This is a genomic window from Helicobacter sp. 12S02634-8, from assembly GCF_002272865.1.
Lineage (GTDB): Bacteria > Campylobacterota > Campylobacteria > Campylobacterales > Helicobacteraceae > Helicobacter_J.
Map to the genome: position 1 here is coordinate 43,431 of NZ_MLAP01000008.1, position 15,790 is coordinate 59,220.

Below are 15,790 nucleotides of genomic sequence, written 5' to 3' on the forward strand. Positions count from 1 at the left end.
AAACATTTTTCTATGCAAGGTTATTTCACTTCGACCTTAGCTCCAGCTTCTTCGAGTTTTTTCTTAAAGGTTTCAGCATCTTCTTTATTCACGCCCTCTTTGATGGTATGGGGAGTTTTTTCAGTGGCTTCTTTAGCTTCTTTAAGACCAAGTCCTGTGATCTCTCTGACAGCTTTGATGACATTGATTTTATTCGCACCGCTATCAAGCAAAACAACATTGAATTCTGTTTTTTCCTCAACAGCTGCCGCTCCTCCTGCTGCAACAGCTCCAGCGACCACTGTAGGTGCTGCACTCACGCCAAACTTCTCTTCAAAAGCCTTCACCAATTCTGATAGCTCAAGAACTGACAAACTCCCGATATAATCTAAAACTTCTTCTTTTGTAATCGCCATAATGGCCTCCTTAAATTTTTATTCTTGTTCCTTTTGTTTTCTCAGATTATCCAATCCAGTGACAAAATATCGTGCTGGTGCTGTCCAGACAGACAAAAGCATACCGATAAGTTCTTCTTTGCTTGGTAGTTTTGAGATAGCCATAATATGATCTGAGCTAACTTTTTCTTGATCAAAACAACCCACTTTGATAGCAAACTTATCTTTATTTTCTTCAGAAAACTTAGCTACTAGCTTGGATAACGCTATTTGGTCATTGCCCCAAATGAAAATATTGGTATCTCTCAATTCCAAATCAGGGTATTGGGCATTTTTCATAGAAATCTCTGCCAAAGTATTTTTGACTACTTGGACTTTGATTTGCAAATCTCTAGCCGAAACCCTAAGCTTCTCCAAACTCTTGACACTGAGTCCTTTATAATCGCACACAACCAGAGCAGAGGCATTTTGAAACTCTGCTGCTAGATACGCAACGGTTTGATTCTTTTGAAGTTTGGTCATTTTTTCCTCCTTTCCAGACTAGACTTCTACAAGGAGAGTTATCAAATTAAGCTAAAAAGCCCTTGTGATCTTTAGTCCAAAGATAAAAATAAAACTTAAACTTTATTTAACATCCATGAGTTCTTGAGAGTCCAATTTGACTGAGGGCGACATTGTCAAAGACAAAATCCCTCCTTTGATATATTTTCCTTTTGCACTCGCAGGCTTCAAGCGATTGATGGTTTTAAGAAATTCTAACATATTTTCTTTGATTTTCTCTTCTGGGAAGCTTGCCTTGCCTATGGGAGCGTGGATATTTCCCTTTTTATCCACTCGGAAATTCACCTGACCACTCTTAGCGTTGGTTACAGCCTTGAGAATATCCATTGTTACCGTTCCAGTTTTGGGATTAGGCATTAATCCCTTAGGCCCTAATATCCTACCGACTTTCCCAACAAGTGCCATCATATCAGGCGTTGCGATCACCATATCAAAGTTCAAATTACCATTTTTGATCTCTTCTGCAAGATCTTCATCACCCACTACATCTGCTCCAGCACTCCTAGCCTCATCAGCCTTAAGCCCCTTAGCAAAGACAGCAACGCGAACTTTCTTGCCTGTCCCATGGGGCAATACTACAGCACCCCTTATCATCTGATCGGCATGTCTTGGGTCTACGCCAAGCCTGAGAGCTACTTCTACTGTTTCATCAAATTTAGCAGAGGCTAAAGATTTGACAGTGCTGACTCCACTGCTTATGTCGTATATACGATTGCTATCAACTTTTGAAAGCAAACCTTGTAATCTTTTGGCTACCTTTTTTTCCATACCATAAACTCCATTATAATTTTTTTAATCAACGACTTCTACGCCCATACTCCTCGCACTGCCTGCAACAATCTTTTTTGCAGCATCTAGAGTGGTTGCGTTCAGATCTTCTATCTTGAGGTTTGCTATTTCTTCGACTTGTTTTTGGGTCAATTTAGCGATTTTGTTCTTCAATGGATTGTCTGATCCTTTTGTGATACCTGCAGCCTTTTTGATCAAATCAGTCACAGGAGGTTTTTTAGTCACAAAAGTAAAGCTTTTATCTTGATAAATCGTAATGATCACTGGAATATTAAAATTCCCCATATCTTTAGTTTTTTCATTAAAAGCCTTGCAAAATTCCATAATATTCACCCCTCTTTGACCCAATGCAGGACCTACAGGAGGTGAAGGATTTGCCTTGCCAGCAGGAATCTGCAATTTCAATTCCCCAACAATTTTCTTTGCCATCTTTGTTTCCTTTTAAATGTTTTAATTATACTATTTTTTCTACTTGTGAATATAGTATCTCTATAGGAGTATTTCTACCAAAAATAGAAACATTTAACTTTAACTTTCTATGTTCAATATCATATTCCTCAACTGTTGCCGTAAAATTTGCAAAAGGACCCTCTACAATCCGCACAACTTCACCAGGATCAAAAGAAATCTTTGGCTTGGGCGCCGCACGATTTTTGACTTTTTCAAGAATATGGTTGATATCTGCTTCACTCAAAGGTGTAGGTTTTTTATTTTCACCAATAAATCGGCTCACCTTGGGGAGTGATTGTATCATATGCCAAAGTGCAGTATCCAAATCAACCTTGATAAAAACATAACCAGGATAGAGGCTCTGCTCTGTTACCTTGCTTTTACTTTTCTTAGAAACCTCAATAATATCCTCTGTGGGGACAACGATTTCTTTTAAACGATCACCGATATTATGCTCTTTGACAATATTTTCGATGGCTCTTTTGACAGCCTGCTCACTACCCGAATAAGTCTGTATGGCATACCAATCTAACGACATAAAATCTCCTATTACAGAATACTAGATACAGAAGCAGACAAAATAAGATCGACTAATGCCAAAAACAAAGTAATAATTGTTACTACAATAACTATTGATATTGAAGCATTTCTTATTTGCTCTTTAGTGGGAAAAATTACCTTGGATAATTCTTCTTTAGCCAATCTATAATATACAAATATTTTTTTCATAAAATCTCACTTCTAAATTATAGTCCAATTTAAAAATGGCAGGCCAGGAGGGACTCGAACCCCCAACACTCGGTTTTGGAGACCGACGCTCTACCATTGGAGCTACTGACCTATGAAGCCAGGAAAAATCCTAGCTCTTTAGCTTAACTTCTTTGTGTATTGTATGTTTATTAAGCCTAGGGCAGAACTTTTTGAGCTCCAGTTTTTCTGTATTTGTCTTAGCGTTTTTTGTTGTGCTGTAATTGATATCGCCACTCTCAGAGCATTTTAGCCCTATTTTAACTTTCATAATACTTTCCTAAACCTTATTATTCAATGATCTTGGTTACAACACCTGCACCGACTGTTCTACCACCTTCTCTGATAGCAAATTTAGTCCCAAGTTCGAGCGCAATAGGGCTGATGAGTTCGACATTGATTTTGATATTATCACCTGGCATAACCATTTCTACACCATCAGGCAATTTGATAGAGCCTGTCACATCTGTAGTTCTGACATAGAATTGGGGGCGATAGCCATCAAAAAATGGAGTGTGTCTACCACCTTCTTCTTTAGAAAGGACATAGATTTCACCTTCAAATTTCTTGTGTGGAGTGATAGAGCCTGGCTTACACAAAACCATACCTCGGATAACATCTTCCTTCTTAGTTCCGCGCAAGAGAACACCGACATTATCACCAGCTTCACCTTTGTCTAGCTCTTTTCGGAACATCTCTACACCTGTAACGATTGTCTTTTGTGTATCCCGGATACCTACGATTTCGACTTCATCACTGACTTTGACAACGCCTCTCTCGATTCTACCTGTCACAACCGTTCCACGACCTGCAATAGAAAATACATCTTCAACAGGCATCAAGAAGGTCTTATCGGTATCTCTTTCTGGAGTGGGGATATAGCTATCGACTTCTGCCATCAATTTAAGGACTTTTTCGCCCCATTCACCGACATTGCCACTTTTTGCTTCTTCCAATGCCTTCAAAGCTGAACCTGCAACAATTGGTGTATCATCACCAGGGAACTCATAAGCACTCAAAAGTTCGCGCACTTCCATCTCAACCAAATCAAGCAATTCTTGGTCATCTACCATATCTTGTTTGTTCAAAAACACAACGATATAAGGCACACCGACTTGTCTGGATAGAAGAATATGCTCTCTTGTTTGGGGCATAGGACCATCTGCGGCAGAAACAACCAAAATCGCGCCGTCCATCTGTGCAGCACCTGTAATCATATTTTTTACATAGTCTGCGTGTCCAGGGCAATCTACGTGTGCATAGTGTCGGTTTTCTGTTTCATACTCGATGTGAGAAGTTGCGATAGTGATCCCTCTTTCTTTTTCTTCTGGAGCATTGTCTATGTTATCATAGTCTTTCATTTCAGCAAGACCCTTGAGAGATAAAACAGCAGAAATAGCAGCACTCAATGTGGTTTTACCATGGTCTACGTGTCCAATAGTCCCAATATTGACATGGGGTTTAGTTTTGACAAATTTTTCCTTCGCCATTTGTTTTCTCCTGAAATTAAAATTTGAGTTTTGATTCTAATAGAAATGTTCTTATATTCAGTTAAAAACGATTCATATCAAAATCTTTTCTTAGAAAAACTGGAGCCCATAAGCGGGATTGAACCGCCGGCCTCTTCCTTACCAAGGAAGTGCTCTACCACTGAGCTATATGGGCATTGTTTTGGAGCTTAGAGTATACTTTTTAGTAGAAGTTCAGCTCCCAGTAATATGGAGCGGGAAACGGGGCTCGAACCCGCGACCCTCAGCTTGGAAGGCTGATGCTCTAGCCAACTGAGCTATTCCCGCATCTTGGCTTATACACTATAACTCAATGCGATAAACCCTAGGACAATACGACCTAAGATAGGACATATTAGTGGTGGTGAGACGTGGATTCGAACCACGGAAGACATAGTCAGCAGATTTACAGTCTGCCCTCGTTGGCCACTTGAGTATCTCACCCAACTAAAACACTGATAGTTATAGCAAACAATACTGGTCAAACACTGATTCAGAGAATTCTGTTTTAGAGTTTGAAAAAACAAAAATATGGAGCTGGTTAAGGGACTTGAACCCCCGGCCTGCTGCTTACAAGGCAGCTGCTCTACCAACTGAGCTAAACCAGCACATCAATTACAAAATCGAAATTATACTGATTTTGACCCCCATCTGTCAAGCATTTTTAATAATTTTATAGCTTTGCGATCAATAAACCCAGCAATAAACCTAGATATGCCCCCTACTTTTGAGTATAATGCAAGGCACAATTTATTTTTAGGGATCTTTACTATGACTATCACAATCCTTTGTGGGGGTTCAGGCACTAGACTTTGGCCCCTTTCGCGATCTTTGTTACCCAAGCAATTTGTCCCCTTGCTGCACGATACCTCATTTTTTACCCAAACATTACTGCGTAATCGCCCTTTTATTGAGCTTTTTGATGCACATTTCCAGATCATCACCAACCAAGACCATTATTTTCTCGCCCAAGACCAAGCCAAAAAGGCCAACACCCCTATCCAAAGCTATATCTTAGAATCGCTCGGAAAAAACACTGCTCCTGCCCTCACTATCAGCACACTCGATACAATCAAACATTATGGTGGCGATGAGATTATCCTAGCACTCCCTAGCGATCACCTCATCAAAAACACTCCAAACTACCAAAAAGCTGTCCAAAAAGCCATAGAATATGCCAAAAAAGATTATCTTGTTACCTTTGGTATCTGCCCCACCACGCCCCATACAGGCTATGGCTATATCCGATGTAGTGATTCTGATTGTGTCGAGCAATTTGTCGAAAAACCCAATCTTGAAATGGCACAAAAATACATCTGTGAAAAAAATTATTTCTGGAATAGTGGTATGTTTTGCTTCAAAGCCTCAAGTTTCTTGCACCAAATGCAAACTTATGCCCCTAAAATATATGAAATATGCCAAAAAGTCTATGAAAATTCCAAACAAGATGGAGAATATATCCGTTTAGATCCCAAATCCTCTGAAGAGCTTCCAGAAATCAGTATCGATTATGCCTTGATGGAAAAAAGTCCAAAAGTCAAATGTGTCATCGAAGAGCTTGAGTGGAGTGATATCGGTAGTTTTGAGTCCTTAGAAACCCAGTGGGATAAAGACTCTTTAGGCAATGCTTCCAAAAATGCTCTGATTGCCAAAGAAAGCAAAAATAATTTTGTGATCGCAGACAAACTTGTAGCCACTATCGGTATCGATGATCTCATTATAGTAGACACCAACGACTCCCTCCTCATCGCCAAAAAAGGTCAATCCCAAAAGATAAAAGACATTATCCACACACTCAAAACCTCCCACCCCCACCTCGCACAAATCCATACAACAGCCTATCGCCCTTGGGGGAATTACACCGTGCTGCTTGAATCTCCAAGCTATAAAATCAAGCAAATCATTGTCAAGCCAAAATCCCGTCTGAGTCTTCAAAAGCACTTCCATCGCAATGAGCATTGGACAATAGTCAGTGGCAGTGCATTGATTACTTTAGGGGACAAAGAGATTTTTCTCAAAGCCAATGAATCTACCTATATTCCGATGGGGCAACTCCACCGCTTGGAAAATCCTGGCAAAATTGATTTGGTGATCATAGAAATTCAAGTGGGTGAATATCTTGGTGAAGATGATATTATCAGAATAGAAGATGATTTCAAAAGATGTTAAAAGATTCAAAAGTCTTAGAACAAACAATCAAGACTCCTAAAATGGCTCTTTTGTGATTTTTGAGCCCAAAGCTTTTTTTGAATCTATGCTAAAATACCCCAAAATATCTAGCCAAAGGAACATCTCATGAAAGTTGCACTCATTACAGGGATCACAGGTCAAGATGGTGCTTATCTGGCTGAGTTCTTGCTGAAAAAAGACTATATTGTCTATGGTCTGAAACGGCGCAGCTCGCTTTTTAACACAGATCGAATCGACCATCTCTATCAAGACCCCCATATCCAAAATCGCAATTTTATCCTCCGTTATGGCGATATGACAGACTCGATGAATCTCACGCATATTATTCAAGAAGTCCAGCCCGATGAAATCTATAATCTTGCAGCTATGAGTCATGTGGGGGTATCCTTTGAAACACCTGAATACACAGCTAATGCCGATGGTATCGGGACACTTCGGATTTTAGAGGCTGTAAGGCTTTTAGGATTAGGAGAGAAAACTAAAATCTATCAGGCTTCAACAAGCGAGCTTTTTGGCAAGGTTCAAGAAATCCCCCAAAAAGAAACCACGCCTTTCTACCCACGCTCCCCTTATGCTTGTGCAAAGCTTTATGCATATTGGATCACTGTGAATTATCGTGAGGCTTATGGGATTTTTGCTAGCAATGGTATTTTATTCAACCACGAAAGTCCGATCCGTGGCGAAACTTTTGTCACCCGAAAAATCACACGCGGGGTCGCTAGTATCGCCCTTGGGCTTCAAGACAAGCTTTATTTAGGCAATCTAGGGGCTAAAAGAGATTGGGGGCATGCCAAAGACTATGTGCGCATGATGTGGTTGATTCTGCAAGCCAAAGAAGCGCAAGATTGGGTGATTGCTACAGGGGTCACCACAGAAGTGCGCGAGTTTGTCAAGATGGCTTTTGAAGAGATAGGCATAGAGATTGCCTTTAGGGGTGAGGGGATTGATGAAAAAGGCTATATCCAAAAATGCCACAACAAAGACTTTCAATTACCCATTGGCAAGGAGGTTATCAGCATAGACCCACGATATTTCCGGCCTACAGAAGTGGATTTGCTCATTGGGGACGCAAGCAAAGCAAGAGAAGAGCTCGGTTGGATCCCGCAATATGACCTCAAAAGCTTGGTAAAAGAAATGATGCAATCTGATTTGGGATTGATGCAAAAAAACAAATACCTCCAAAAAGGTGGCTATGAGATTTTGAGCTACTTTGAATAGCCCATATCTAAAATAGGCAATCTATCATCTACAAACAAGGAAAACAATGGATCATGCATCTAAGATTTTTATCGCAGGACATCTTGGGCTAGTTGGCTCAGCACTTACAAAAACCTTGCAAGATAAGGGCTATCAAAATCTCATCACAAAAACGCACGCCCAGCTTGATTTGAGCGATGGAGCGAGGGTGGAAGAATTTTTTAAAGAACAAGCCCCTGAATATGTATTTTTGAGTGCAGCTAAAGTCGGGGGGATTTACGCAAATAACACTTATCGCGCTGATTTTATCTATCAAAATCTAGCCATACAAAACAATGTCATTTACAACGCCTATCGATACGGGGTCAAAAAGCTTCTATTTCTAGGCTCTAGCTGTATCTATCCTAAAAACGCTCCCCAACCCATCAAAGAATCTTACCTACTCACAAGCGAGCTAGAATACACCAATGAGCCCTATGCAATTGCAAAGATTGCGGGGTTAAAGATGTGTGAGGCGTTCAACTTGCAATATGGCTGTAATTTCATCGCTGTAATGCCCACTAATCTCTATGGTCAAAATGACAATTTCGACCCAGAAACCTCCCATGTTCTGCCTGCTTTGATTGCAAAGTTCCATCAAGCTAAGCTCTCAGGGAGCCCATCTGTGCTGCTATGGGGGAGTGGGGAGCCAAGGCGAGAGTTTCTTTATAGCCTTGATATGGCAGAGGCTTGTGTGTATATTATGGAAAATATTGATTTCAAAGACCTCATCATATCAACCCAAGAGATTAAAAATACCCATATCAATATCGGCTATGGGAGCGATATCAGTATCAAAGAGCTGGCTTTGCTGATTCAAGATATCATTGGCTATGATGGAGAGATTGTCTTTGATACTTCCAAACCTGATGGCACTTATCAAAAACTGCTAGATTCTTCTAAGCTCAATGCGATGGGCTTTAAGCCCAAAACCACACTCAAAGAGGGTATCAAAAAAGTCTATGATTGGTATATCAAAAACAATGAAAAAAAATAATTTTCTCAACAATCTCAACAAACTCCGCTATCTCATCACACGACGCGATAAATTCATATTGATATTTTTGCTCCTAGCAACAATCCTGCTCTCTATCATTGAAACCTTTGGGATTAGCGTGATCATGCCATTTATCACATTTGCTAGCACCCCAAATCTCATACTTGAAAATCGATTTTCAAAATCTATCTATGAATTTTTTGGCTTCCATTCTACCTTGCATTTTATGCTAGTTTTTAGTGCAATTCTCATTGCCTTTTATGTATTCAGAGCATTTTATAATGTCGCTTACACCTATGCGATCAATCGCTTTGCCTTCAGAAAATACCATTATTTTTCTTATAAGCTCTTTTGCAAAAGCGTCGATCTCTCCTATTTAGAATTCACCAACAAAAATACCGACAAAATCCGCAGTGCCATTGTTCAAGAATCCTTCAGCACCTCCCAATCTTTCCAACACCTTTTGATGATTTTTTCAGAAATTTTTACAATTTTTCTTTTGTATATCCTCTTACTCTTAGTTAGTTGGAAAATGACACTTGTATTGAGCGTGATTTTATCCATTAAAGTTTTATTTATCACCAAAGGCATTTCAAAAATTATTCGCAATCAAGGCAATATCCGTGCTCAGATGGAAGAGAGATTTTTTAAAATCCTCTCTAAAACCTTTGGAAATTTCAAAATCATCAAGCTCAAAGGGAGCGAAGATGAAGTCTATAAAAATTTCAATGACACCAACAAAAAAAGAGCTGATGCACAAATCATCTATCAAACACTCAACACTCTCCCTAAAAATATCCTTGAAACCATAGGATTTTCAATACTCATCGGCTGTGTGGCTTATATCCTCTATCGTTACAACGATGCGAGCGCTGTCTTGCCTATCATCTCAATGTATGCGCTAGCCCTTTATCGAATCTTGCCCTCTATCAATAAAATCCTCTCAAGCTATAATGCCATTATCTTTAGCCAAAGATCTCTTGAAATCGTCTATGAACATCTCAACCATCCCACAAAGCCCGAATATGACGCTCCTCTCTCATTTTGCCATAATATCACACTCAACAACATCTCTTTTAGCTACTCACACAAAAAACCTCTCATCAAAAACTTCAGCATCACTATCCACAAAGGCGATAAAATAGCCTTTATTGGGTCTAGTGGAGCGGGAAAATCGACTTTGATTGACTTGATTATTGGGATCTATAGCCCAGATTCAGGAGAAATCTATATCGATGGCACACCACTCACAAGCCAAAACATCAAAACTTGGCGCAAAAAAATAGGCTATATTCCCCAAAATATCTACCTCTTTGATGGCACAATCGCAGAAAACATTGCCTTTGGAAGCAAGATAGATACACAAAGGGTCATTTGGGCAGCCAAAATGGCAAATATTTATGATTTTCTAATCCAAAATGATGGTTTAGACACGCTTGTAGGCGATGGGGGTATCAAACTCAGTGGTGGGCAAAAGCAACGTATTGGGATTGCTCGAGCGATTTATGATGACCCTGAAATCTTGGTGCTTGATGAAGCTACAAGTGCCCTAGATACAGACACAGAATCAAAGATTATGGACGAAATCTATCATATCGCCCATGACAAAACGCTCCTCATCATCGCCCACAGGCTCAGCACCATAGAAAGATGTGGGCGCAAAATCACCATCGAAGCACCCACCCCCTCCTAATCCCTAAACCCAATCAAAAATATCAGAGCTTTCAAACAAGCTAGCCTAGCAGCTAAACTTGCCTAAAAGTCTTAGAAAGCCTTAGAAGGAAAGTTTGCTAAATAGCACTAAGGCATTGGGATAAGGGCGATTTTGATGGGAGAGTGTGACATTAGAGCTCACATATGCCCCACCAATATCCAAGTTAGCATCTTTGCTCTTATAAGCTCGATACATCATCGCTAAAGAGATTTCATTATAAGTCCCCCCAGCATACAAAAGATCGACTTTGAGCCCATGGGCATCATAACCCAAAAACACATAACCCGAATACGCCCCACCTGCTAGGTAGTTTGAAGTCCCCATACCATTGACATATTTTCCATAAAATCTCATTTTATCATTGACTGACCATATCCCAGCCCCATTGCCAATGTTATAATACCCGACCCCTGCCTTGAAGCCTTGATATTTGAGCTCTTCTTCGATGAGGACAAAGTAAGTATTATTTTTAATATCCCCACCTGTGTGGATACCTAGTGCCACATTTCTAGCAGCTGTATTTTGAAACATAAACTTCAGTGTTGTTGTAGTTTTAATGCTTTGGTTTGCATAGCTATACCCACCATTAAAGCCTGCTTGCAATAGCCCATTATTCCCATAGCGGCCATTAGCCAAAACGACATTGGTATCATAGAGAATAAAAGGGTCTATGTTAAATCCTGCTTGCTTGAACCCCACCCCAAGAGAGAGCACCTCCCCGCCGATCGTCTTTTCTTTGATAGAGGGATTATAGGTCTTTAGCCAGCTAAGCTCTGAGCCATACCTCCCTAGCTGCTTGCCAAGCCCTAGCTTAGAGTCCATCACCACGCCCCACACATCAAAAAAGCTATTTGTATAGCGGATAGCCCCACCTTGAAGAGGTCCAGCAATCCAATCTGAGCCAATAAATGCGTCCGACATAAAGCGTCCCAATGCGAACTTAAACCCTCCGTTGTTATAGCGCACATACAGATCAGAAAAATCACCCATATCGGTGTAATAAGATTTAGAATATGCCTTAGAACTCTGCATTACGGGGAGTGCTGCTGCTACACCTGCGCCTGTATTCCAGCCATAGCCCATATCCCAATTCACGCCAACTCTTGATTGCAAACCAGCATAAGAACTTTGTGCGTTAGAATTGGCTGCTTGTGTATTGCTCAAACCTTGATTATAAAATCCAGCCAACCAACCAAATTGTTTCAACTCCATCGCACTCCCCAAGCTATAGCTCGCTGCGAGTGCCAACACTATGGAACCAAAATATTTTCTTCTCATTGAATTGCTCCTTTTTGTTTTATCTCAAGCAAACTATATATTACAAGCAATCAAAAAGAAAAAAATAGACTTAAGTCAAGAGAGGGACAGCCACCATCAAGATGGCCATCAAATCAAAAATGAGTAATCAGAAGAATCGGAGGAAAAAAGAGGTTTAAAAAGATAATTTTGCAAACACAACAGCATTATTTTGCTGGTATGCCTTGCTTTGGAAGCCATTGCTCACATAGCCACCACCTATTTGGAATCCCAAATCATCTTTTTGGAAAATATTCCAAGCAATGATGGCTGAAAATTCTTTATAATCACCATCAGCATAGAGCAAGTCAAAATTAAACTCTTCGCTCTCTAGCCCAGCAAACGCATACCAACTGCTTTGCGCCCGACCAAAATAATAATGATCGTATGCCCCACTCAAATATCTCCAACCATAAAAGCGACTTCTGTCATTGAGTGTATAAAGCCCATTATTCCCGCCCACACTATACCAACCAGCGCCAACTTTAATCATATTTTTGAATCGCAATTCCTCTTCAAGCCAGAGCAAAGTTGTGTCATCTTTATTGACATCAATGATATTTTGCCACAAAAATCTGAGTGATGTGATGGATTTGATTGCGCGATCATTACCAAATTCTAACGCAAATTTACTCCCAGCTTGCAGCATTGGGTGATTGCCTACATAAACACCATCAAGCCCATAATCCCCACCGAGCCAATAATGCACAAAAGGATTGATTTTCAAAAAATCTAAATCAATATCAATCCCTCCGGCAAATAGATCCCGATCGCCCACATTGAAGCGATTGAAGCTAGAGTGATAGCGATTGAAACGGCTGAGCTCTGAACCAAAGCGATTGGGCTGATAGCCAAAAGTTGTTGCGTCATTGACCCAAGTAGCCCACGCTCCAAAATACTTTGTATCCCATTTAGCTCCCACGCCCTGAGTATGCCCCACGATCCAATCAGAACCCAAAAAGTCATTATCAAAGCGCCCCACAGCAATCTGAATATCACTATCATATTTGATGTATAAATCAGAGAGATCAGCATAATCAGTTGTATACATTCTTTGTGCATAGTTATCACCACTAGGACTATCAATCTTTTGAGGCGATCCATACACAGGGAAAGCTCCCCAACCTGCTATACCAATATGCAGATCACCAAACCCAGCATCTACGCCGATTTGGGCACTGACCCCAGCATAATCAGCTTTTTTAGTTTTATCATCTTTGTAATCATGCATTCCATTGGCTACTCCCAATCCCTTGCTATAAAAGCCTCCCAAATGCCCAAAAAAATCAAAATCAGCCGCAGAGACACTGCTCAAAAAAGCTCCTGCTAGTATGATGGAGGGAGCAATTCTACTTTTCATTGTGTTTCCTTAGTATGTTTTAGTATATTTTATAATCACGATAGTCAAATACATTTGTCATATCGACCAAAATCAACCTTTTTGAATCAATAAGAAAACTTGCCAAAAAATACCAATGAGCTATTGCCTATGCTATTGGGTGCTTTTGATGAAATCGAATAGACATAACCCCCACCAGCATTGAATTTCATATTGCGGTATTGCCAGACTTTATAATCTGCCATCAAAGAATATTCTTGATAATTCCCAAAAGCTACCATCGCATCAACTTTCACGCGATTGGTTTCTAAACCACCAGAAAAATACCCTGTCACAGTGGCGTTAGCAAAATACACTGCAGGCACACCCGGAGAGTTGATCCCTCTGCCATAAAATTTACTGCGATCACTAAAAGTCCAGATAGAGCCCTTTTTGTCTGCTCCAGGGACAGCATAAAAACCGAGTCCAAAATTAAATATCTTATGTTTGAAAGTCTGATCGATCCAGATCAATCCAGCCGCATCATCGCCAGAAACTCCATCTGTATCACCATATTGAAACATACCACGCAAAAGTGTGATAGACTTAAATGACCCCCCTATATCAGTCGCATACCCTGCTTTAGCCCCAACTTGCACCAATACGCCTTTTGTGGGCGTGGGGAGTTGTGTGTCTATGAGCACAAAAGGTGAGATACGAAATCCCTTGTAGGTATAATCCACACCCCCTGCAATCACCTCTCCACCGACAAAAGCCTTTTTAGAGCTGGGATTATAGGCTGAGAGTGCATTGAGATCTGTAGCAATCCGATCCCCTTGCTGCCCATTGTATTGATACCCATTATAGAGCATCGAATCCATAAAAATCCCCCAATAATTCATCTTTCTGTCATTGATTTTAACAGACGCACCTTGCACATTTCCAGCAATCCAATCAAACTCAACAAAGTTAGTATTGAACCTCCCAAGGGCAAATTTAAGCCTCTGTGTATCGTATTTCACATACGCATCAGAAATATCTCCCGTGCTCGCATAAGGAGCATTGTCATCTTTATGACTAAACACACTCCAAGCCCCGATAGCTCCAAGCCCTAAGCTCCAATTATTATCCAGCATAAAGTTTGCCCCTGCCCTTGCATTGAGCCCGATATAACTATGTGGCAATGATTCAATGCCTTGATTATAAAGCACACCCAAATAACCAAAAGGATCCACGGTGACATCAAGGGCTTGTGCAGGATTAGCCCCCCATAGACCAAAAGAAAGAATAGAACCCAAAAATATTTTTTTCATAATACCCCTTTAGAAGTTGTGAGATTTGTAAATCGTATTATAACCTAAATGCACTCAAAAGCTATACTGGACAAAGCCTCGCCCCATCAAATATTGGCTTGTCCCGCTAAAATACCCCCTTGCAGTCGTTGGATTTGACATACCCAAAAGACCAAAGCCGATTTCAACGCCTTTTTGAGGACTGAAATTAATCCTTGCTTCCCAGTTTAAGATGTTTTGATTGTTGATAAAAGTCCCTCGAAACGCCCCATACATAGAAAAATATTGACTCAACTCCAAAGAAGCAAAGCCATAAGCAGTCACAGCATCGCCATAAAACATACCCACGGTGCGCTCAAATCTCGTATGCTGCCCAAACGCATCAATCCGATTGGCCCCCTCGCCTCCCCCGACTGAAACAATCCCAAGCCCACCTTCTATCCCCTCCCACCCTAGCAAGCCCTCAGCCCATACCACTCCACTGCTGCTTGAGTTACCATAATATTTGCTATCAGCCACATAAGAGAGCAAGTGGATATGGCTATCAAAATATAGCCCTGATTTTAAGGGCAAATGCAGCTCGACTTTAATACCGGGCGAAACAAAAACACCAGGGGCAAGATAAAGATAAGGTTTGATTTTCACAGGAGCATTGGGGATTTGGATATCAGCCCTAAAGAGCAAAGCCCCTGCTCCATAAAACATTTTCCTAAAATCGCTCAAATAATAATTAGTCACCCAAGCATTCCGCAGAGCCCACACAAAAGACAAAGAAATATTATCTAGCTTGTTATAAGACACGCTAAGCCCCTCGCTATCGTGTGTTATCCACTCTTCATCGATACGATAACGTCCCAAGGTCATCTGGAATTTTTCATATTCATTATAAAAATCTGCATACAAATGAGAAAAGACAAACAGCTCTTGTGCGCGCTTGAAATCCCCTTGAGTGCCCTCATAAATCTTAGGCACAAGCCAAGCTTTTGCACCGATTTTATAGCCCATAAAACGTGCACTCCCATAAGAGAGGGCCATATTCAAATCACCATATGTGGGGTCTTGTTTGGTTGCTTGCTGGAAAAATGCACCGATATGCCCATTGATGACGCCTTTCATCAATGCTTCCTCAGGAGTCCTAGCACCAGCAGCAAAAACAATGCCCCCCAACAAACAACACACAATGAACTTCCTGAGCATCCATGTCCTTTCAATGCATTATGGTAATGGTCTATCCACTTCTAAAATCTATGCTAGCAAAAAAAATTCCAAAATCAAACCCACCCCCACACATCAAATATTTTATAAATAAAGTTGATTG

Annotated in this window: 15 protein-coding genes, 5 tRNA genes and 1 pseudogene; 4 read left to right on the plus strand and 17 right to left on the minus strand. The window is 40.6% G+C overall.

The genetic code is table 11. The features are described 5' to 3' along the window. Window positions 1–20 precede the first annotated feature (20 nt). The 13 genes from rplL to BKH46_RS06190 all read right to left on the minus strand — a co-directional run bounded on the left by rplL (window position 21) and on the right by BKH46_RS06190 (window position 5,037). Entirely contained in the window at window positions 21–395 is a 375-nt protein-coding gene (rplL, locus tag BKH46_RS06130; RefSeq protein WP_095225960.1) for a 50S ribosomal protein L7/L12, read from the minus strand. Between the two features lie 18 nt (window positions 396–413). Next, window positions 414–896, minus strand: coding sequence for a 50S ribosomal protein L10 (rplJ, locus tag BKH46_RS06135; protein ID WP_095225961.1), 483 nt, complete (start codon window positions 894–896; stop codon window positions 414–416). A 102-nt stretch (window positions 897–998) separates the two neighbouring features. Further along, on the minus strand, window positions 999–1,703 hold the full coding sequence (rplA, locus tag BKH46_RS06140; RefSeq protein WP_095225962.1) for a 50S ribosomal protein L1: 705 nt from the start codon (window positions 1,701–1,703) through the stop codon (window positions 999–1,001). 24 nt (window positions 1,704–1,727) lie between these two features. Next, entirely contained in the window at window positions 1,728–2,153 is a 426-nt protein-coding gene (gene rplK / locus BKH46_RS06145; RefSeq protein WP_095225963.1) for a 50S ribosomal protein L11, read from the minus strand. A gap of 25 nt (window positions 2,154–2,178) precedes the next feature. Next, the gene (gene nusG, locus BKH46_RS06150; RefSeq protein ID WP_095225964.1) at window positions 2,179–2,712 is read right to left on the minus strand and encodes a transcription termination/antitermination protein NusG; all 534 of its coding nucleotides are present in this window, start codon (window positions 2,710–2,712) and stop codon (window positions 2,179–2,181) included. 11 nt (window positions 2,713–2,723) lie between these two features. Continuing rightward, complete coding sequence (gene secE, locus BKH46_RS06155; protein WP_095225965.1) at window positions 2,724–2,903, minus strand: preprotein translocase subunit SecE; 180 nt, start codon at window positions 2,901–2,903, stop codon at window positions 2,724–2,726. 36 nt (window positions 2,904–2,939) lie between these two features. Then, a tRNA-Trp gene (locus tag BKH46_RS06160) sits at window positions 2,940–3,015 on the minus strand. Window positions 3,016–3,033: 18 nt separating this feature from the next. Beyond that, window positions 3,034–3,192 (minus strand): 50S ribosomal protein L33, encoded by a 159-nt coding sequence (gene rpmG, locus BKH46_RS06165; protein ID WP_095225966.1) that lies wholly within the window; start codon window positions 3,190–3,192, stop codon window positions 3,034–3,036. Window positions 3,193–3,211: 19 nt separating this feature from the next. Continuing rightward, window positions 3,212–4,411 (minus strand): elongation factor Tu, encoded by a 1,200-nt coding sequence (gene tuf, locus BKH46_RS06170; protein ID WP_095225967.1) that lies wholly within the window; start codon window positions 4,409–4,411, stop codon window positions 3,212–3,214. 100 nt (window positions 4,412–4,511) lie between these two features. Continuing rightward, window positions 4,512–4,586 (minus strand) — tRNA-Thr (locus BKH46_RS06175). Window positions 4,587–4,640: 54 nt separating this feature from the next. Beyond that, window positions 4,641–4,717: transfer RNA gene (locus BKH46_RS06180), tRNA-Gly, on the minus strand. Between the two features lie 71 nt (window positions 4,718–4,788). Next, window positions 4,789–4,873 (minus strand) — tRNA-Tyr (locus tag BKH46_RS06185). Between the two features lie 88 nt (window positions 4,874–4,961). Next, window positions 4,962–5,037: transfer RNA gene (locus BKH46_RS06190), tRNA-Thr, on the minus strand. 163 nt (window positions 5,038–5,200) lie between these two features. Here BKH46_RS06190 and BKH46_RS06195 point away from each other — a divergent pair. The 4 genes from BKH46_RS06195 to BKH46_RS06210 all read left to right on the plus strand — a co-directional run bounded on the left by BKH46_RS06195 (window position 5,201) and on the right by BKH46_RS06210 (window position 10,545). Then, window positions 5,201–6,598, plus strand: a complete 1,398-nt coding sequence (locus BKH46_RS06195; RefSeq protein WP_095225968.1) for a mannose-1-phosphate guanylyltransferase/mannose-6-phosphate isomerase — start codon at window positions 5,201–5,203, stop codon at window positions 6,596–6,598. 126 nt (window positions 6,599–6,724) lie between these two features. Next, window positions 6,725–7,837: a GDP-mannose 4,6-dehydratase gene (gene gmd, locus BKH46_RS06200; protein ID WP_095225969.1), complete on the plus strand. Its 1,113-nt coding sequence runs from the start codon at window positions 6,725–6,727 to the stop codon at window positions 7,835–7,837. 46 nt (window positions 7,838–7,883) lie between these two features. Next, window positions 7,884–8,852: a GDP-L-fucose synthase gene (locus BKH46_RS06205; RefSeq protein ID WP_095225970.1), complete on the plus strand. Its 969-nt coding sequence runs from the start codon at window positions 7,884–7,886 to the stop codon at window positions 8,850–8,852. Next, window positions 8,839–10,545: an ABC transporter ATP-binding protein gene (locus tag BKH46_RS06210; RefSeq protein WP_253248317.1), complete on the plus strand. Its 1,707-nt coding sequence runs from the start codon at window positions 8,839–8,841 to the stop codon at window positions 10,543–10,545. The genes BKH46_RS06205 and BKH46_RS06210 overlap by 14 nt, the downstream gene beginning before the upstream one ends. An 81-nt stretch (window positions 10,546–10,626) precedes the next feature. On the opposite strand, the gene BKH46_RS06215 is transcribed toward BKH46_RS06210, so the two are convergent. The 4 genes and pseudogenes from BKH46_RS06215 to BKH46_RS06230 form a co-directional block, all read right to left on the minus strand. After that, window positions 10,627–11,844, minus strand: coding sequence for a hypothetical protein (locus BKH46_RS06215; RefSeq protein WP_095225972.1), 1,218 nt, complete (start codon window positions 11,842–11,844; stop codon window positions 10,627–10,629). A 154-nt stretch (window positions 11,845–11,998) separates the two neighbouring features. Further along, a complete protein-coding gene (locus tag BKH46_RS06220) occupies window positions 11,999–13,222 on the minus strand; it encodes a hypothetical protein (protein WP_095225973.1) in 1,224 nt (407 codons plus the stop codon). An 86-nt stretch (window positions 13,223–13,308) separates the two neighbouring features. After that, window positions 13,309–14,459, minus strand: a pseudogene (locus BKH46_RS06225) (hypothetical protein). A gap of 88 nt (window positions 14,460–14,547) precedes the next feature. Continuing rightward, the gene (locus BKH46_RS06230) at window positions 14,548–15,669 is read right to left on the minus strand and encodes an outer membrane family protein (RefSeq protein WP_143428920.1); all 1,122 of its coding nucleotides are present in this window, start codon (window positions 15,667–15,669) and stop codon (window positions 14,548–14,550) included. Window positions 15,670–15,790 lie beyond the last annotated feature (121 nt).

What these genes read in the sequence shown, in the direction of transcription:
- rplL (WP_095225960.1), bottom strand. Translation starts at nt 395, where the DNA reads ATGGCGATTACAAAAGAAGAAGTTTTAGATTATATCGGGAGTTTGTCA.
- rplJ (WP_095225961.1), bottom strand. Translation starts at nt 896, where the DNA reads ATGACCAAACTTCAAAAGAATCAAACCGTTGCGTATCTAGCAGCAGAG.
- rplA (WP_095225962.1), bottom strand. Translation starts at nt 1,703, where the DNA reads ATGGAAAAAAAGGTAGCCAAAAGATTACAAGGTTTGCTTTCAAAAGTT.
- rplK (WP_095225963.1), bottom strand. Translation starts at nt 2,153, where the DNA reads ATGGCAAAGAAAATTGTTGGGGAATTGAAATTGCAGATTCCTGCTGGC.
- nusG (WP_095225964.1), bottom strand. Translation starts at nt 2,712, where the DNA reads ATGTCGTTAGATTGGTATGCCATACAGACTTATTCGGGTAGTGAGCAG.
- secE (WP_095225965.1), bottom strand. Translation starts at nt 2,903, where the DNA reads ATGAAAAAAATATTTGTATATTATAGATTGGCTAAAGAAGAATTATCC.
- rpmG (WP_095225966.1), bottom strand. Translation starts at nt 3,192, where the DNA reads ATGAAAGTTAAAATAGGGCTAAAATGCTCTGAGAGTGGCGATATCAAT.
- tuf (WP_095225967.1), bottom strand. Translation starts at nt 4,411, where the DNA reads ATGGCGAAGGAAAAATTTGTCAAAACTAAACCCCATGTCAATATTGGG.
- BKH46_RS06195 (WP_095225968.1), top strand. Translation starts at nt 5,201, where the DNA reads ATGACTATCACAATCCTTTGTGGGGGTTCAGGCACTAGACTTTGGCCC.
- gmd (WP_095225969.1), top strand. Translation starts at nt 6,725, where the DNA reads ATGAAAGTTGCACTCATTACAGGGATCACAGGTCAAGATGGTGCTTAT.
- BKH46_RS06205 (WP_095225970.1), top strand. Translation starts at nt 7,884, where the DNA reads ATGGATCATGCATCTAAGATTTTTATCGCAGGACATCTTGGGCTAGTT.
- BKH46_RS06210 (WP_253248317.1), top strand. Translation starts at nt 8,839, where the DNA reads ATGAAAAAAAATAATTTTCTCAACAATCTCAACAAACTCCGCTATCTC.
- BKH46_RS06215 (WP_095225972.1), bottom strand. Translation starts at nt 11,844, where the DNA reads ATGAGAAGAAAATATTTTGGTTCCATAGTGTTGGCACTCGCAGCGAGC.
- BKH46_RS06220 (WP_095225973.1), bottom strand. Translation starts at nt 13,222, where the DNA reads ATGAAAAGTAGAATTGCTCCCTCCATCATACTAGCAGGAGCTTTTTTG.
- BKH46_RS06230 (WP_143428920.1), bottom strand. Translation starts at nt 15,669, where the DNA reads ATGCTCAGGAAGTTCATTGTGTGTTGTTTGTTGGGGGGCATTGTTTTT.